This window comes from Botrimarina sp. (assembly GCF_040219535.1).
GTDB lineage: Bacteria > Planctomycetota > Planctomycetia > Pirellulales > Lacipirellulaceae > Botrimarina.
The window spans coordinates 140,349-156,925 of record NZ_JAVJSH010000036.1; the positions used below are offsets into that span (position 1 = coordinate 140,349).

The 16,577-nt window shown below is 70.4% G+C and carries 16 protein-coding genes and 1 pseudogene; 9 read left to right on the forward strand and 8 right to left on the reverse strand.

Features of this window, described 5'->3' with window-relative positions; all coding sequences use genetic code 11:
• Window positions 1–110: 110 nt before the first annotated feature.
• The 3 genes and pseudogenes from RIC11_RS20015 to queC all read right to left on the reverse strand — a co-directional run bounded on the left by RIC11_RS20015 (window position 111) and on the right by queC (window position 1,994).
• The gene (locus RIC11_RS20015; RefSeq protein WP_350214169.1) at window positions 111–797 is read right to left on the reverse strand and encodes a 7-carboxy-7-deazaguanine synthase QueE; all 687 of its coding nucleotides are present in this window, start codon (window positions 795–797) and stop codon (window positions 111–113) included.
• A gap of 37 nt (window positions 798–834) precedes the next feature.
• Window positions 835–1,233, reverse strand: a pseudogene (locus tag RIC11_RS20020) (GxxExxY protein).
• Window positions 1,234–1,277: 44 nt separating this feature from the next.
• Entirely contained in the window at window positions 1,278–1,994 is a 717-nt protein-coding gene (gene queC, locus RIC11_RS20025) for a 7-cyano-7-deazaguanine synthase QueC (RefSeq protein WP_350214170.1), read from the reverse strand.
• Between the two features lie 262 nt (window positions 1,995–2,256).
• Here queC and queF point away from each other — a divergent pair, with 262 nt between their 5' ends.
• A complete protein-coding gene (queF, locus tag RIC11_RS20030) occupies window positions 2,257–2,607 on the forward strand; it encodes a preQ(1) synthase (protein ID WP_350214171.1) in 351 nt (116 codons plus the stop codon).
• 32 nt (window positions 2,608–2,639) lie between these two features.
• Here the strand turns inward: queF and RIC11_RS20035 are convergent, their stop codons facing one another.
• Window positions 2,640–4,874, reverse strand: a complete 2,235-nt coding sequence (locus RIC11_RS20035) for a hypothetical protein (protein ID WP_350214172.1) — start codon at window positions 4,872–4,874, stop codon at window positions 2,640–2,642.
• Window positions 4,875–5,330: 456 nt separating this feature from the next.
• On the opposite strand from RIC11_RS20035, the gene RIC11_RS20040 reads away from it, so the two are divergent.
• The 4 genes from RIC11_RS20040 to RIC11_RS20055 all read left to right on the forward strand — a co-directional run bounded on the left by RIC11_RS20040 (window position 5,331) and on the right by RIC11_RS20055 (window position 8,805).
• Complete coding sequence (locus tag RIC11_RS20040; RefSeq protein ID WP_350214173.1) at window positions 5,331–5,780, forward strand: TraR/DksA family transcriptional regulator; 450 nt, start codon at window positions 5,331–5,333, stop codon at window positions 5,778–5,780.
• Window positions 5,781–5,932: 152 nt separating this feature from the next.
• Window positions 5,933–7,084, forward strand: coding sequence for a S1C family serine protease (locus RIC11_RS20045; RefSeq protein WP_350214174.1), 1,152 nt, complete (start codon window positions 5,933–5,935; stop codon window positions 7,082–7,084).
• A gap of 89 nt (window positions 7,085–7,173) precedes the next feature.
• The gene (locus tag RIC11_RS20050; RefSeq protein WP_350214175.1) at window positions 7,174–7,956 is read left to right on the forward strand and encodes a GDSL-type esterase/lipase family protein; all 783 of its coding nucleotides are present in this window, start codon (window positions 7,174–7,176) and stop codon (window positions 7,954–7,956) included.
• Between the two features lie 18 nt (window positions 7,957–7,974).
• Window positions 7,975–8,805 carry a phosphatase PAP2 family protein gene (locus tag RIC11_RS20055; protein WP_350214176.1) on the forward strand — a complete coding sequence of 277 codons (831 nt, stop codon included), beginning with the start codon at window positions 7,975–7,977 and terminating at the stop codon, window positions 8,803–8,805.
• A gap of 162 nt (window positions 8,806–8,967) precedes the next feature.
• Here the strand turns inward: RIC11_RS20055 and RIC11_RS20060 are convergent, their stop codons facing one another.
• Both RIC11_RS20060 and RIC11_RS20065 read right to left on the reverse strand, forming a co-directional pair.
• Entirely contained in the window at window positions 8,968–9,279 is a 312-nt protein-coding gene (locus tag RIC11_RS20060) for a hypothetical protein (RefSeq protein ID WP_350214177.1), read from the reverse strand.
• 38 nt (window positions 9,280–9,317) lie between these two features.
• Window positions 9,318–9,536 carry a hypervirulence associated TUDOR domain-containing protein gene (locus tag RIC11_RS20065; RefSeq protein ID WP_350214178.1) on the reverse strand — a complete coding sequence of 73 codons (219 nt, stop codon included), beginning with the start codon at window positions 9,534–9,536 and terminating at the stop codon, window positions 9,318–9,320.
• A 127-nt stretch (window positions 9,537–9,663) separates the two neighbouring features.
• On the opposite strand from RIC11_RS20065, the gene RIC11_RS20070 reads away from it, so the two are divergent.
• Window positions 9,664–10,692, forward strand: a complete 1,029-nt coding sequence (locus tag RIC11_RS20070; RefSeq protein ID WP_350214179.1) for a DNA topoisomerase IB — start codon at window positions 9,664–9,666, stop codon at window positions 10,690–10,692.
• A 46-nt stretch (window positions 10,693–10,738) separates the two neighbouring features.
• On the opposite strand, the gene RIC11_RS20075 is transcribed toward RIC11_RS20070, so the two are convergent.
• Complete coding sequence (locus RIC11_RS20075) at window positions 10,739–11,998, reverse strand: glycosyltransferase (protein WP_350214180.1); 1,260 nt, start codon at window positions 11,996–11,998, stop codon at window positions 10,739–10,741.
• Window positions 11,999–12,171: 173 nt separating this feature from the next.
• On the opposite strand from RIC11_RS20075, the gene RIC11_RS20080 reads away from it, so the two are divergent.
• The 3 genes from RIC11_RS20080 (at window position 12,172) to RIC11_RS20090 (ending at window position 14,485) form a co-directional block, all read left to right on the forward strand.
• Window positions 12,172–13,053: a hypothetical protein gene (locus RIC11_RS20080; protein ID WP_350214181.1), complete on the forward strand. Its 882-nt coding sequence runs from the start codon at window positions 12,172–12,174 to the stop codon at window positions 13,051–13,053.
• A gap of 160 nt (window positions 13,054–13,213) precedes the next feature.
• The gene (locus RIC11_RS20085) at window positions 13,214–13,672 is read left to right on the forward strand and encodes a hypothetical protein (RefSeq protein ID WP_350214182.1); all 459 of its coding nucleotides are present in this window, start codon (window positions 13,214–13,216) and stop codon (window positions 13,670–13,672) included.
• Window positions 13,673–13,744: 72 nt separating this feature from the next.
• Complete coding sequence (locus tag RIC11_RS20090; RefSeq protein WP_350214183.1) at window positions 13,745–14,485, forward strand: hypothetical protein; 741 nt, start codon at window positions 13,745–13,747, stop codon at window positions 14,483–14,485.
• Between the two features lie 175 nt (window positions 14,486–14,660).
• Here RIC11_RS20090 and RIC11_RS20095 read toward each other — a convergent pair whose 3' ends face one another.
• Window positions 14,661–16,469 carry a DUF885 domain-containing protein gene (locus RIC11_RS20095; RefSeq protein WP_350214184.1) on the reverse strand — a complete coding sequence of 603 codons (1,809 nt, stop codon included), beginning with the start codon at window positions 16,467–16,469 and terminating at the stop codon, window positions 14,661–14,663.
• Between the last annotated feature and the right edge of the window lie 108 nt (window positions 16,470–16,577).

Here is a 16,577-nt window from a genome sequence, read left to right on the forward strand (position 1 = left end):
GAAGGCTGGAGACGGGAGGGTCGGCACACCGAGCCGCGACCGTGAGGGAGCGACCCATGGGACTTGCGAGCCGCTCGGTCAGCACACCCTCCAGCCTCCGGCCTCCGGCCTCACGTTCCTCTAGTCGCCCCGAACCACTCGATCTGCTTCCGCGGGCAATACGTCACGCCGCGGCGGTCGCACTCGGGGCGGAGCCACTCGGCGCGGCGCTCGAGCTCCGCCGGGGTAACCCCCTGGGGCATCAGCAGAACCCGCTCCGGGTCGACCGGCGGGAGCTGGTCGAGCAGCGCGTCGACTTCGGCCAGCTCGTCGGGCGTGTCGACGACGAACTTCAGCTGGTACACGTGCTCGGCGATCAGCCGGCGGATCACGTCGGGCCGCAGCCGGGTCCGCTCGTGCCGCCGGGCCCAGTGGGCGTGGCGGACCGGGTCGGGCGTGGAGCCGGAGAGCTTCGGGCTGATCGACATCAGGTTGGCGGTGACCGGCAGGTAGAGCGTGCCGGCGGTCTCGATCGTCACGTGCCGCCGGCCGCGGCGGAGCCGCTCGCACAGCGGGATCAGCTCGGCGAACAGCATCGGCTCACCGCCGGTCAGGACCACGTGGCGGCAGTCCCACTCCTCGACCTCGGCGACCACCTCGTCGACCGACAGGTCCCGCCCCTCGGGCTTCCAAGAAGCGTGCGGCGTGTCGCAGAACCAGCACCGCAGGTTGCACCCGCTCGCGCGCACGAACACGCTCGGCGTGCCGGTCAGCAGGCCCTCGCCTTGGATCGAGCGGTAGACTTCGGCGATACGCATGGGGGGAGCGCTAACCGCGGAGGCGCGGAGGACGCAGCTAGAGATTGTTTGCGATTCGTTTGATCCCGTGCTTCAGCAGATCGACGTTGAAATTGATCAGCAAGCCAAGGCGTTTGTCGCTGAGCCGCAGGTAAGTCAGCAGCTGGGCGGTGTGGATCGGGGCCAACTCGTCGACCGACTTGATCTCGACTATTACCAGCTCGGCGACAAGCAGATCGAGTCGTTAGGAAGCGTCGAGGCTCCTGCCACGATAACAGATTGGCAGTGCGACTTGGCTGGCGACGCGTAGCCCGCGGTCTCGCAGCTCGAAAGCCAAGCAGGTCTCGTAAGCCGACTCCAACAGCCCGGGGCCGAGGGCGCGATGCACTGCGATCGCGGCATCGACGATCTGCCCGGCGATCTGGTCGTGCTGCTCTCTACTCCCCATGCTCCCCATGCGTTTCTCCGCGTCCTCCGCGCCTCCGCGGTGATGCAAGTGAATCAACCAGCGTAACCTACCGGATCCGCCAGCCCCGCTTCGGCGAAGCCCTTCAGTCGCAGGCGGCAGGCGTCGCAGCGGCCGCAGGCGAGGCCCCCGTCGGTCGGGGAGTAGCAGGTGTGGGTGAGGCCGTAGTCGACGCCCAGCTCGACGCCGCGGCGGATGATCTCGGCTTTGGTCAGCCTAATCAGCGGCGCGTGCACGCGGATGGGCTGTGCGCCGGGCGAGCCGGCGGCCGCTTCGACGCCGGCCTTCGTCGCCAGGTTCGCCAGGCGCTCGAAGGCCTGGATGTACTCCGGGCGGCAGTCGGGGTAGCCGCTGTAGTCCACCGCGTTGACCCCCACCCACAGGTCCGCCGCGCCGAGCACCTCGGCCCAGCCCAACGCGACCGACAGCATCACCGTGTTCCGCGCGGGGACGTAGGTCACCGGGATCCCGTCGGCGATGGCGTCGTCCGAGCGGTCTTGCGGCACGTCGATCTGGGCCGTCAGCGCGCTGCCGCCGATCTGCCCGAGGTCGACCCGCACGGTGCGGTGCTCGGCGACGCCCGCCGCGGCCGCGACCCGGGCGGCCGACTCGAGCTCGAACCGGTGCCGCTGGCCGTAGTCGACGCTCAGCGCATAGACCTCGAAGCCTTCGCTGCGGGCGATCGCGGCGACGGTCGCCGAGTCGAGCCCGCCGGACAGCAGCACGACCGCTTTGGGGGGGGCTTCCGGCACGGGCGGCTTGCGCGGCGAGGGAACGTGGGGCGGGGGAGGGCGGTGCGTCGTCGACCGGGGGGGGGCGAGGCCTACCGCGCGGCCGCTCATTTTGCCAGACTGCGGAGCCCACCAGCAACGGCCCGGGGGATGACAAAGCACCAATGACCAAGCCCCAAGGACCAACGCTGGGACGCCAGCCGCTCATTGGTCATTGGGGCTTGGTCATTGGTCATTCCCCCCGCCGGGCCGTCCCTCCGCTTCGCCAGCCCCCCGTTAGTCGATGTCGCGCGACCTGCTCGAGACCTTCGAAAACCAGTTCCCGGATCGCGAATACAAGATCGAGATTCAGCAGCCGGAGTTCACCTCGCTCTGCCCGAAGACCGGCCAGCCCGACTTCGGCGTCGTGACGATCACCTACACGCCGCGCGCGAAGTGCATCGAGCTGAAGAGCCTGAAGTTCTACCTGCAGGCGTACCGCGACAAGGGGATCTTCTACGAGCACGTCACGAACACGATCCTCGACGACCTCGTGGCGGCCGCTTCGCCGCAGTGGATGAAGGTCGAGATCGCCTTCCACGCGCGGGGCGGGATCACCGAGACCGTGACCGCGGTGCACAACTCGGTCATGTGAGGCCGGCCGCGCGCCGAGGGCCGGCGCGGCGATCAGTCGTCGCTCGCCGGCGGTTTCGCGGCGCGCTTCCGCTGGGCCGCGGCCGACTCGGTCTGGTGCAGCGTGTGCATGAAGTACCACCCGCCGCCGCTCAGGCCGGCGACCCCGAGGATGAACTGCGCGCCGGTCGAGATCGTCGAGGTCACCGCCAGCGCGGCGCCACAAACGAACACGAACGCCGCTACGCCGAACCGCCACGTCGCTCGCTCGCGGGTCTGGCGCACGTTGGCGACGTCGATCGCTTGCCGCGCCGACTGGTTCGCCAACTGCCTCATCGCCCCTATGTCGGCCGGCGGGGTGCGTGGCTTGGCCGGCTTAATCTTCGGCTGCGGGAGGGGCCACTCGGAGGACGGATCGCCCTCTTCGGGCGCCGCACCGATCGACGCTTCGCCTGCCGCCGGCGCGGGGAGAGGCTGCGTCGGCGTTGACTCGATCGGTTCGACACTCTGGGCCGCGGCGGGCTTCGGCGGCGCCGGCCCTGTCTGGGGGGTCGCGACCGGCTGCGGGTCCGACGCGAGGGCGCGGCCGCGGATCCGCTCCATCATCTTCCGCATGTACTCGTCGATCGACTCTTCGCCGGCGTCGGCGACCGGCGCGGGCTCCGAGGGCGCGGCCAAAGCAGGCGGCGGGGCCAGAGCGGGCTGGGCCGAAGCGGGCTGGGCCGGCGTGGGCTGGGCCGGCGTGGGCTGGGGCTCATCGTCGGGGATCAGGTGCCGGTAGCGTTCGATAAACGACTGCGGCGGCGCCGCTTCGGCCACCGGCGGCTCTTCCTCCGGCTGCGCCGGGGCCGGCTCGTCGGCGGGGGCCGCGGGAGGCTCCTCAACAGGGACCTCGGCGAGCGCTGCGACCGGGCTGTTCTCGGGGTTGAGCGCTGCGACCGGGTCGTCCTCGGGTTCGGCCGCCGCCGGTTCTTCTGGCCCGATCGTGGGAGACTCGCCGATCGCCGCTTCGGGCCCTTCGGCCGCTTCTTCCGCTGGGGCCGCTTGTGCGTCGGCTAAGGCGACTTCGTCGGGCGCGGTCGCGGACTCGGGCTCCGTCACATCGTCGTCGGAGCAACTCTCTGTGAAGCCCCACAGAGCCGCCGCTTCGGCCGGCGACGCGCTAGCGGCGAGCGCTTCGATCCCCCATGTCGCGTCGTCGCTCCCGTCGTCGGCGGTTTGACGGTCGTCGGCGCGGCCGCCGGCGGACTCCTCAGGGGCGGATTCCTCAGGGGCGGACTCCTCGGCGGTAGTCTCCTCGATCGCTGGGGCAGCCGACGCGGCTTCTGACGCCGCCGCGGGCGCCGCTTCGGGAGTGTCGACCGGCAGGATCGCCGCCTCGGCGTCGGCGGGCCAGGCGCTCAGCTCTTTGCCGGGCTCGGTGGGCCAGGCGTCGGCTTCCTGCGGCGGCGCGGGCCGAGCAGCCGCGGCGGGCGCGGCCTCGGAGTCGGCGGCAGCTTGCTCCGTCGGCGGAGCAGCGGCCGGGGCGGCGCCGCCGCGGGCTTCTTCGAGCAGCCCCTCGAGCAGCGCGATACGGTCGTGCGCCGCTTCGATCGCGTCGGCCGCAACGGCGAGCTGCTCCTCGGCTTGGTTGAGCCGAGCGGTCAACCCGTTGCTGGTTTGCTCCGGTTCGACGGAGCGGCTTTCGGCGGCCGAGGCGAGCTGCGACTCGAGCCGGGCGATCGTTACTTCGCTTTCGGTCAGCTGCTGCGACGTCGCCGCAGCGCGGCGACGCTCCTCTCGCACCGCCGCGGCGAGTCGCCGGACGCGTGCGCGGTCCGACGCCAGGCGCTGGCCCGCCACGGCCGCGGGCCGCTCAGGCGAGTCGCCGACCGGCGCGCCGGGCACCGGCGGAGGGTCGGCGGGCTCGTTGCGGACCCCGCTCGCCGGGATCGTTTGCAAGGGCTCTTCGACATCACCCGCTACCACGCTGTACTCGATCGGCCCCACCCGGAGCGTGTCGCCTGCGGACAGGGTCGCCTCATCGAACGGCTCGCCGTTGACGCGGCACTCTCCGCCCCAGTAGCGGACGCTCGCGCCGGCCGCGATGGGGGTCACCACACAAGCGATCGGGGCGACGCCCGGACCGGCGACCTTCAACACACAGCGGGGGCCGGCGCCGATCGTTAGCGGCGTCGAGCCGAGCGGCAGCGGCGGCGCCGGGGACCCCGCTGGGGGGGCCAGCGTCAGCGCGGTGGGGGCGGTCGCCGCGTCGAGCTTGAGGGACGTCAGGGCGAGGGTGTCGTTCATTGTGTTGAGCGTCGTCGGGCGGCCCGGGGGCGTGGATCGGCAGCGCGATCGCCTGGCGCGCGTAGCTGACACGATCATGTAGGTCGCTGTGGGGGCCCGGTCAAAAGCCGGCGCCGGCGGCGCGGCCGCTCTGAGGGAGACCGCGTTGGCGACGGTCGGATTGCGCAAACCATTGCGGGACAAGAGCTTTGGGCCGCTTGTGAGGTTTGCCGCAGCGGCATCCGCGGAATACCCAGATTCCGTATCGAACCGGGCAACCCGAACGGAGGTCTTCGCGTACTAAGCTTGCGAAGCCACTCCCGGGACAACCCGCGACGCCCCCTCGCAGATCGAGGGCGCGCAGCGGGGCGTGTTTCCAGATGGCTCTGCCGGAACAGCCGAAGCACACCAACGGCTCGCCCCGACCGCTACGCCCCCACGCGTGGCGCAGCGGGGCGGCTTACCGAGGCCCCTCCCATGCCGCGCGCCCGAACCGACTCGATCCGCAAGATCCATCAGCTGCTGGTCACCCGACGCGACGCGTTGCGCCGCGCCCTAGCGGGCGACCTGAGCCTGCTGAAAGAGTTGAAGGACCAGACCGGCAGCGACCTGGTCGACGCGGCGCTCGATGCGGCGCAAGACGAGATCAGCTCGAAGCTGGCGGAGGTCGAGAGCCGCGAGCTCGGGAGCATCGAGAACGCGCTGGTGAGGATCCGCCAGGGGGTTTATGGCGACTGCGAGATCTGCGGCAAGAAGATCCCCATGGCGCGGCTCAACGCGTTGCCGTACGCCACGATGTGTATCGAGTGCCAGCAAGCGGCCGAGGACGGCACGCTCGACGACCGCCGCCCCGAAGACTGGAGTCGGGTGGTCGATACCGGTTACTCAGACGCCGACAGCCGGGTGAGCGACTACGAGCTGCAATAATCGCTACTGGCGCGGGTGACCACCCGCCAGCAGCGACTACACTTTCAAACAAGCGGGGCCGGGGCGGGCGACGCCCCGGCCCGCTTCGTTTGATGAGGCCGCGGAGGCCTCCGTACGACGCCACAAGAAACCGCGAGCTGACCGTGCAGCGAATGCCTGGTTCGAGTCTCTTCCCGCGACTGCCCGCGTGCGTGCGACTAGCGGCCTGCCTGGCCGTTTGCCTGGCGGCCTCGACCGGCGCCGGCCAGATCGCCCGCCAGGCCGGCGCCCAAGCCGAGCTGGACCGCAGCCGCGAGTTCGCCGAGCTAGAGAGCGACGTGGCGGCCCTCGAGCGGCAGCTCGGCGTGTACAAACGCGTCGCGCGGCTGGTCGCGCCGAGCGTCGTGCACATCGAGGCCCAGCCCGTGCGCGAGTACCGCACCCGCGGCGCGCAGGAGGCCGGGTCGGGCGTGATCGTGCGCTTCCGCGGGCAGCCCTACGTCTTGACCAACCGCCACGTGATCCGGCACTCGTCGCCGGAGCACATCCGCGTGCAGTTGGTCGACGGCCGCCCGTTCCGCCCCGACCGGGTGTGGAGCGACCGGCTGACCGACGTGGCCGTGCTGTCGGTCCCGCCGTCGGTCTCGCAGGACCTGACCCCCGCGCTGCTGGGCGACAGCAACACACTAGAGATCGGCGACCAGGTCCTGGCGTTCGGCAGCCCGTTCGGGCTGAGCCACAGCGTGACCCGCGGCATCATCAGCGCCAAAGGGCGCTACAACCTCGACCTGGGAGAGGGCGAGGTCGAGCTGCAGAACTTCCTGCAGACCGACGCCGCGATCAACCCGGGCAACTCGGGCGGCCCGCTGGTCGATCTGCGGGGCCGGGTGATCGGCATCAACACGGCGATCGCCAGCAGCAGCGGCGGCAACGAGGGGATCGGTTTCTCGATCCCGGTCAACCTGGCCACACGCATCGCCGGGCAACTGATCGAACAAGGCGAGACCACACGCGGCTGGCTCGGCGTGGAGTTCGACGACGGCTTCAACGAGCGGCGCGCCCGCACCGCCGGCTTGCCGCGGCTGTTTGGCGCGTTGGTCGAGCGGGTCTTCGACGACTCGCCGGCCGAGCGGGCCGCCCTCCGCGAGGGGGACATCCTGCTGACTTACAACGGCGTGGTCATCGAGGATTACAACCACGTGTTCAACCTGGTCAACCTGACCGAGGTGGGCGAGCAGGTCCAAATCGAGGTGATCCGGGACGGCGCGCGGGTGCCCCTGAGCGTGCCGATCGGCCGCCGCCCCGACGAGGACGCCATCCCCTGACGGAGGGCGCCCACGGCCGCGGCGCGGTAGCATGGGGCCCGGCCGCTCTGGCCGCCTCGTCCGATTGCCCGAACCCCGCGGGACCCGCCGTGTCGTGTCGCTGTTTGTCGCCGCTTTGTCTTGTCTTCCTCTTTGGCTTGGCGGACGCCGCGCCGGGCCAGCCGCCCCGGCCCGATTTGTCGCCGTGGTCGGAGCAGAACGCTCGCTGGGCCGAGGAGGTCGGGCGGCTCGAAGCGCTCGACCGTGAGCAAGAGGACCCCGAGGGGGCGGTGCTGTTGATCGGCAGCTCGAGCATCCGGCTCTGGGAGACCGCGGCCGAGGACCTGGCCCCCTACCCGGTCATCCGCCGCGGCTACGGCGGCGCCCAGTTCAGCGACCTGGCGCACTACGCCCAGCGGCTGATCGAGCCGCACGACTTCCGCGCGGCGGTGGTGTTTGTCGCGAACGACATCACCGGCGGCCCCGCCGACAAGACGCCCGAGGAGGTGGGCGAGCTGTTCGGCTACGTGGCCGAGGTGCTCCGTTGGCGTGAGCCGGACGCGCCGATCATCTGCTGCGACGTCCGCCCCGCGCCGCTGCGGTTCGGGGCCTGGCGCGAAATCCAGCAGGGCAACGCCGCGCTGCGCGCCGAGTGCGAGAAGCGGCCCGGCGTGTACTACCTCGACACGGCCGACGCGTTCCTCCGCGACGGCGGCGCCGCGGCGCGGGACGACCTTTACGGGCCGGACCGCCTGCACTTGTCTCGCAGCGGCTACGAGCTTTGGGGCGAACTGATCAAGGCCGAGCTCGATCGGGTTCTGGCCGACCGGGGCGATCGGGCTGGCACGCCAAGTGCAGCCGGGGAGGGCAGCTCGCACCCCACCGACCGGTAGCCGCCGAAACCCCGCAGCATGGCCCAGAGTCACCAAAACGCCTCGCCATCGCCTTTCGCACACACGCCGGATTGGCGCGTCGCGGTGGCGATCCTGGCGGCAGTGGCCGGGCTCTGCGTGACGGGCTTCTTGATGCTGGCCGAGGGCGTCGGGTCGGGCGCGATCGACCGCTTCGACGAGAGACTCTTGCTGGCGATGCGGAACACGGAGGACCTGGGCGACCCGATCGGCCCACGGTGGGTCGAAGAGGCGATGCGCGACTTCACCGCCCTGGGCGGCGTGGTCATCTCGACGCTGGTCACGGCCGGCGCGGTTGCGCTGCTGGCCCTGAAGCGGAAAGCGAGCATGGCGATCTTCCTCGCGCTGGCCGTGGCGACCGGCGTGACGCTGTGCCTGTTCCTCAAGTCGGCCTACGACCGCCCCCGCCCGCAGCTCGCCCCGCACGGCTCCCACGTGTACACCAAGAGCTTCCCGAGCGGCCACACGATGACCGCCGCGACCGCGTACCTCACGCTCGGCGTGATGCTCGCGCGCGTGCAGCGGCGGCGGAGCGTGAAGTGGTTCTTGGTGGCGTCGGCCGTCGCGGTGACGTTGCTCGTCGGGCTCAGCCGCGTCTACCTGGCGGTCCACTGGCCCTCCGACGTGCTCGCCGGCTGGGCGCTGGGGGCCGCTTGGGCCAGTTTGTGCTGGATAGCGGCCCTACTCATCACCCGGCAGCTCCACCGCTCCCGGGGCCGCCGCGCGTCGCGGATGGCCGAAGAAATGACGGACGCCCCTGCGCCGGACGAGCCGACCATCGAGCCTGTGGCGGGCCGGCCGAGCGGCAGCGCACTCGAGGCAGCGCAGTAGGCGCCGTGCAAGCGAGCCGCCGTGCGATCGAGCCGGAGTCGGCGCCGCTGATGACGCGGCCGCCAGCGTGGTTAGCGATCGACCAACAGAACGGCGCGTAGCCGCCGCCGAGGTTCTGGTTCGGCCGATCCCCTAGATCACACGCCCGCCCGCCCGCCCGGCCTAGGCCGTCGCGGCGGCGTACCACGGCCCATAGGGCGTGTTCTCGACCAGGCAGCGCGTGTAGTCGCGCTGGCCGTCGGTCCACCAAACCGGCCCGCGTTCGCCGAGCGCGAGCTTGGCGTTGTGCACCCGCCGGCGAGCGGCGCGCTGCGACTCGATATCCTGCTCCGAGTCGCGCACCGCGCGGCGCGCCGACATCAGTTCGGACACCAGGCGCTGCTTCTCGTCCGCGGCTAGCGCCGGATCGGTCGCCCGCCACAAGCGGCCGCTTACGACTAGGTAGCGCCCGTCGGGCGTGCGGAGGGTCGACACTGGAGGACTCCTGAAGCCGCTTCGGATGCGGAGCTGGGTTACGCCGACTCGAGCTCGCTGCCCAGCTTGAGCACGTTGTTGCCGTCCTCGACGCGGACGTAGTAGGCGGGGTTATCGTCGTCGCCGTCGCGAGTGACTTCGGCGCCGTCGATCTTCCGCGTGACTTTTTTTGTGAAGCGGCTTTGGACCGTTCCTTCTCCGTAGCCGTTGCCCCACTTCCACTTGACCTTGGACCCCTCGTCGTAGTGGTTGCTCATCGGCGTTTCTCCCAGTGCTAGGGTGGGCGCGGGGTTTGCTGAGCGTGGCAGGCGAGCGAACGCCGTGCCGTTTGGCCCGCGCTGCTCTGCTCCGACAAAACCCACCGCAGCCCGCTGCTGCGCTCCGATGACGATCGACAAACACGAGAAACGACGCCGGCGCCTCGCCCGGCGAGCCAACCTCCGCTACGTGACCGACCGGACTCCCGGCTTCACCCGGCGTCGCTGTGGCCGCGGGTTCGTCTACGTCGACGCCGAGGGGGAGCGGGTCGCCGATCGCCAAGCCGATCGCGCGAAGGCGCTCGTCCTGCCCCCCGCGTGGGAGGACGTCTGGATCTGCTCGCTCGCCCGTGGGCACCTGCAAGCGACCGGCCGCGATGCGCGGCGCCGCAAGCAACACCGCTACCACGACGACTGGTCCGAGGTCACCCGGCGCGCGAAGTTCGACGGGCTGATCCGGTTCGGCGAGCGGCTGCCCGAGCTGCGGCGGCAGGTCGACGCGGACCTCCGCCGCCACGAGCCGCGCCTCGAGCGGACGGCCGCCCTAGCGGTCGCGGTGATGGACCAGACCGGCATTCGGATCGGCAGCCGCGAGTACGCTCGCGACAACGAGACCCCCGGCGTGACCACGCTTCAAAAGAGCAACGCGGACATCCACACAACCTTCGTGGAGCTTTCTTTCGCGGGTAAATCCCAAACGCAGCGGACGGTGCGTGTCCAGGGGCGGCGGCTGGCTCGCCACCTGGCGGCCGTCGCACGCTCGCCCGGCGAGGCGCTGCTCCGCTACCGCCGTGGCGACGATTGGTTCGACCTCGACAGCCACCAAGTCAACAACTACCTGCGGCAAGCGACCGGAGAGCAGACCACCGCCAAGCGGTTCCGCACGTGGCTCGGCAGCGTGACCGCTTTCCAAGCGATCCGCAGAGCCTACGCCGACGGCGCCAGCCCCACGCAAGCCGCCCGCCAAGCGGTGCGCGAGTCGGCCGGTGCGCTGGGCAACACGATCGCGGTTGCGCGGCGCCACTACATCCACCCGGCCGTGCTCGAGCTGTCGGCCGACGAGGCGGCGCGCCTTAGCAAGGGCCTCGATGGCTACGGCTACGAGGCAGAGCAGCGCGGGGCTGTCGATGCGGCGCTGCTCGATCTGGTCAGCTAGGCCGCGGGTGAGCCACCCCGTGAGCGGGACGACCACAACGGCGCAGCTAGTCGCCGGTGTCGCGGCGCGCCTCGAGCGCCAGGCAGGCTTTGGCCAGCGCCTGGCTCGGGTCGACCAAGGCCTTCGCGCGGTCGGCGGCTGCCTGTTTGGTTGGTGTCAGGACAGCGGCGATTTTTTTCGCTACTTGGCGGCCGGTGAAGCGCCGCGCGGCGATCCTCTCTGCGACGCCCAGCCGGATCAGCCGCCGCGCGTTGTCGAACTGGTCGAACGCCATCGGCTGCACCAACTGCGGCACGCCGGAAGCCAAGCCCCGCGCGCAGCTTCCGATCCCGCCGTGGTGCACGAACGCGGCCGATCGCTCTAGCAGCCGCGCCAGCGGCGTGAAGCCCGGAGCGAGGATCGTGTCGGGCAGCCGGCGGGGAAGCTGTTCGGGGTACTTCGTGAGCAGCACGCCGCGTCGGCCCAAGCGGCGGCACGCGTCGACCGCGGCGGCGAAGAACGCGTCGCCGTGGCGCATGGCCGAGCCGGGCGTGAACGCGATCGGCGCGTCGCCCGCGTCGAGGAACCGCTCGACCTCGGCCGGCAGGGGGTGGTCGCCGTCGCCCAGCGGGAAGCCGGTGGTGACCGTCCCCTCGGGCCAGTCGCTCGGCAGCTCGCCCGTGGCAGACACGAACCAGTCCGGGAACAAGCACACGGGCGGCGCCACCCCGTAGTACCACGACCAGTAGTCCCCCGCGGCTGGCCCGAGCCCCTTCGCCGCGCGGAACGCGTCGAGGACCGGGCCGACGAGGCCCTGCAGGAACACCCGCTCCCCGAGGCGAAACTGCACTTGGTGCAGCCAACGCGGCGCGCCGTCCCAAGCGATGCCGGCCGGCATCAGCGGCGGGCTTGTGTCGGACCACAGCGCCATCGGTGCGTAGACGATCGACGCGACCCGCGCGCCGTGGGTCTCGGCGAGCACGCGGCTGGCCAGGTCGAGCCCGTGGGCCGCGATGATCGTGTCGTCGGCCCGGTAGCGGTCTCTGACCAGCTCGTAGAGCGGCTCCAGGACCGCGACGCTCGCCTCCCGGAAAACGACCCGCAGCCCCTTGGTCGAGCTCCACAGGTCCCGGCGCTGGGTGAGCCGCACGTAGTCGTCTGCCTCGCCGATAGGGAGCATCGTGAGGCCGGCCGCTTCCAGCCGGTCGGCGAAGTAGGGGTTCGCCACGACCTCGAGCTCGTGCCCCCGCTCGGCGAGCGCCGACCCGAGGCCGATCATCGGGAAGACGTCGCCGTAGCTGCCCAGCGCGGTGAGGAGGAAGTGCATGGGTTCAGAGGGCAGTAGGCAGAGGGCAGACGGCAGCGGGCAGCAGGCAGCCGAGCCGCCGGGGAGCGTGCTCGCGGCGTGTCCGCTCCGCGCGTGCGCGGCGTCGATCGCGTAAACTGGATACCGGATGCGGACCCGCCGCAAGGTTGCCCGACTGTTTGCGAACCGCCGCTATGCCACTCCCCCCAGCCGCCGGACCGGCCGGACCCAACCGGCCCGAAGACGACCCGCCGATCGACCCCAACGCGTTCTACGCGCCGCCCGCGGCCGACGAGGACGACGAGTACGACGTCGAGCCGGTCGACGAGCAGGTGCTCGCGTCGGAGCGGGCGCGCGCAGCGGAGAACGTGCGGAGCGCGGAGAGCGCGATCGATGTCGACGCGATCTACCGGGAGATGGAGCGCGGCGACGACTTCGACGCGGCCTTCGAAAACTTCCGCGCTCGGTTCACGATCAAGCACCTGCTGATCTTGATGACCGTGGTCGCGGTCGTGCTGGGGGTCGCCGGCTCGGGTTTGCTGAACGGGGTCGGCTTCGCGGGCTTCATCGCGCTGTCGCTGATCGTGCTGGGGGGCGCCCACGCGTACCTGAACTTCCGAGAGTCGCGCCGCCGCGAGGCGCTCGTGGCCGCGCGCGCCAGGGAACTCCGCCGCCGGCGCCGCGCGTCGGGCGACGGCGACGGCATGTACACCGCCGAGGAAGAAGAGCTCGCCAGCTACCGGCAGCCGACCTTCGGCGAAGACTTCCGCGCGGCCATGGCGAGCCTGACGCGGTTCGGCACGGGCGAGCTCTTGATGGCGATGACCGGCGCGGCGGTGCTGCTGGCCCTGCTGGTGCTCGCGGGCAACCCGACGCGCGCGGCGGCCGGCCTGGGGGTGCTTGCGATCATGGGCTTCGGCCTGCAAGCGGCCGACGTCGACCTCCCCAGGCCGGTGCTCTTGGCCTGGTGGTTCTGCGTGATCGGCTTCGCGCTGCTGATGCTGCTGGGGGTCGTGCTGAACGCGTTGGAGGTGACTCTGGGGATCGGGTTTTTCGGGCCTCAAGCCGAAGGGTAACCATCAGTCGGCGTGGCGGGGGCGCACGGCGCAGCCGAAGCCCACGAAGAGTGTGCTCGTTCCTCAGGGCACGGGGGCTTCCGCTTCGCGGTGCGCCCCCGCCACCCGTTGCTGGCAGCAGTACGACAACCGCAAGGATTCAGACAGCCATCTGCGAACCATGAAGCTTTGGCACATCATTTCCGCTCAGTCTGCTGTCGTTGGCGCCGCGGCGGGCTTCTCAGGATACCTCGCATTAGCGATCGCTATCGAACGCGCTGGAGACGGATCGGGACAAGTCCTCTCGTACGGGCAACAGGCGGCGCTGTTCTCGTTGCCCCTCTGTACGTTCCTCGGGGCAGCAATCGGGTTGTCTCTATCGCTCGCCGTTTTGCGGCGCTACGCCGAGTCAATCTTGGTCGCATTGATTGCCGGACTTGGTGGGTGTGTCTTCGTGATGTCCTCATGGATGGATCAGATCAACCGGTACGGACGCGATCCGTCTGAGATGGTGCTCTATTATCCGCCGCTGGCGGCATCGGCACTGGCGCTGCTAGTCGGGGCCGCCAGCGCCGTGGCGAGAGCGCGACGCGAGAAGACTGCGAGCGTGGAATGCAAAGCGAGTAAGCGTGCGGGTTGAGTTCGGAAGTAACGTGGCTTTGGTAGAGACTTGCTGCGCCGCAGCGTCTCGCTAGCAACTGCGAGCAGGTATGTGACTCCCACACCACGCTTCACCATCGCCTTTCTGCTCAAGGCGACCGCCGCCACTGCGGTCTGCTGCTCGCCGAAGGCGTTCGACAAGGAGATCGGGTTGGTGGTCGCCGCGTTCGCGACGCCGGCCGCGCTCGCGTGGCTAGCGGCGCGGGAGGTTCCAATCCGAGGCGAGTTCCGCTTGGAGCTGCGCGAGGAGCCGGGCGGCGTCGTGCGGCTCGAGGCCGACGGAGGGCGGCAGACTCAGTATCTCACGCGGTGGCGGATCGGCATCGTCGGCGCGTGTGCCGCCTGCGTGTTGGGGTTCTCGGCGCTGCAAGTCGTGGACCCGGAGCCGATTTGGGTGTGGGCGGTCACCGTCGGGTCTTCGGCGCTAGTGGCCGTGTTGTTCTGCGGCTATTCACTGCGGCGGTCGGTGTTGGTCCCGCAACGGGAGGCGATTGCTGACCATCTGTTGTTCGGTTGGATTCGCATGCGGCGGAGGCGGTGGCAGGTCCTCGACGGCGAGGTGGTCGCCGTGATTCACTTTCAAATGCCGGACGACGACCATCGTTTCGAACTCGACTCTTGCCACACGCCCTTTCTGTTTCGAGGACGCAAGCGGTTCCCGCTCGCCCCGGGCGTCTGCACCGACGACGACCGGCCCGACCCGCACGTCGAAGCGTTCAGCCGCCGGGTCGCGGAGCTGCTGGGAGTCCCGTACGAGGGATACTGCGAGCGGAACGCCCCGGCGACGGCCTAATGCGAGGGTTGCGGGGAAGCACGGCGAAGCCCACGAAAGACGGAAGCTCGGTCTTCGGGACACGGTGGCTTCCGCTTCGCGATACGCCCCCGCCACCCGTTGCTTCACATTCACGCCAATTCGCGTGATTCGCGGGCAACTACTTCGCCGTGCGGAGCTGGCCGCGGGGATCGAGTCAGCCGCCCGAGGGCTGCTCGTCGATCCAGCGGTCGATTTGCTCTTCGAGCACCGTGAGCGGCACCGAGCCGTTTTCGAGGACCGCGTCGTGGAACGCGCGGACGTCGAAATCAGCGCCGAGCTTTTCTTCGGCCCTGGCGCGGAGTTCGCGGATCTTCAGCTCGCCGGTCTTGTACGCGAGCGCCTGGCCGGGCCAGCCGATGTAGCGGTCGACCTCCGAGCGGATCTCGTGCATCGACATGGCCGAGTTGGCGGCCATGTAGTCGATCGCCTGTTGGCGGCTCCAGCCCTTGTAGTGCATGCCGGTGTCGACCACCAAGCGCGCCGCGCGCCAGACCTCCATCGTCAGGCGGCCGAAGTCGCTGTAGGGGTCTTCGTAGAAGCCGGCCTCCAGCCCGAGCCGCTCCGCGTACAGGGCCCAGCCCTCGACGAAGGCCGTGAAGCCGCCGTACTTGCGGAGCGGCGAGAGCCCCTCGAGTTCCTGCTGCAGCGCGATCTGCAGGTGGTGGCCGGGGACCGCCTCGTGCAGCGCGAGGGCCTCGAGCATGTACTTCGGGCGGCTGGGCAGGTCGTACGTGTTGAGGAAGAAGAACCCGGCCCGCGTGCCGTCGCCGTTGGGGCGCATGTAGTAGGCGAAGGTCGTCTTCGGGGCGATGTAGTCGGGCACCGGCTTGAGCCCGTACGGCATCCGCGGCAGGCGGCCGAACAGCTCCGGCAGCTTGCCGTCGGCCCGCTTGAGGATCGCCGCCGTGTGCCGCATCAGGTCGGCCTCGGACTCCGCGTAGAACCGCTCGGCCGTTCGCAGGTGCTCCACGAACGCGGCGAAGCGGTCGCTCTGGTCGGTCTCGAACCCGGTCGCGTCGATGACGCGGTCCATCTCGGCGCGGATCCGGGCGACCTCTTCGAGGCCGGTTCGGTGGACCTCGTCGGGCGTGAGGTCGAGCGTCGTGAACACGTGCACGCGGTGGCGGTAGAAGTCGCGCCCCCCGGGCAACGCCGACGCGGCGATCGACGCGCGGCAGTTGGGCACGTACTCGTCGGCCAAGAACGCGGCGAAGCGGCGGTAGCCGGCCACGACCGACGAGGCGATCGCGTCGCGCGCGTCGCTGCGCAGCCGCTCTCGCTGGTCTTCGGGGATCGAGTCGGGGAAGTCTTTGAACGGCTTGTAGAGGAGGCTCTGGGTCGGGTCGTCGACGATGTGCGACTCGACCGACGGCTCGTAACCCTCGAGGATCACCGCCGGGACCGTCAGCCCCCGGCTGATCCCTTCGCGCATCAGCCCGATGTGCCCCTCGACGTAGCCCTCGAACTGCCGCAGCCGGAGCAGGTAATCCTGGTAGTCGCCCGGGTCGTCGAGCGGCGTGTAGTCGGGCAGCTCGGGGAACGACACGTGGAACCCCGAGCGGTTGCTGATCGGCATCAGGTGGTCGCCGAACGCGTGCTCCGCGAGCGAGTCCCTCAGGTCGCGTACCAACAGCTTCAGCTCGATCGACTCGCCGCCGGTCAGAGCGAAGGGCGCCGCGCCCGCGGCTTGCCGGAGGATCGTTTCGGCGCAGCGGTGGAAGGCGCGCTCGTCGTTTGCGCGGCGGTCCGAGTCGACCAGCGAGACCTCCCCCAGTTGGTCGTTGTAGCGCGGGTCGCCCACGCGCGTGGCGAACAGCGGGGACTCCCGCAGCCGCCACTGCCAGACGTCGTCGAGCAGCGTGGCGAGCTCATCCGAAGGACTCTGAGCCTCATTCGACGGGCTCTCAGCGGCGGCCGCGGCGGCGGCCACCCCCCACAGGATCAACAGAACAAGGCGGGCCATCGCGTCGGGTCCTCGGGCTGGCTGGGATCGGCGGGCGCCGGCGGGCGGGCGCCCGGCGGGCGAGGGAGCAGGGAGCAGGGAGAGGGCGGACCTCCGATGGTCGTCGCC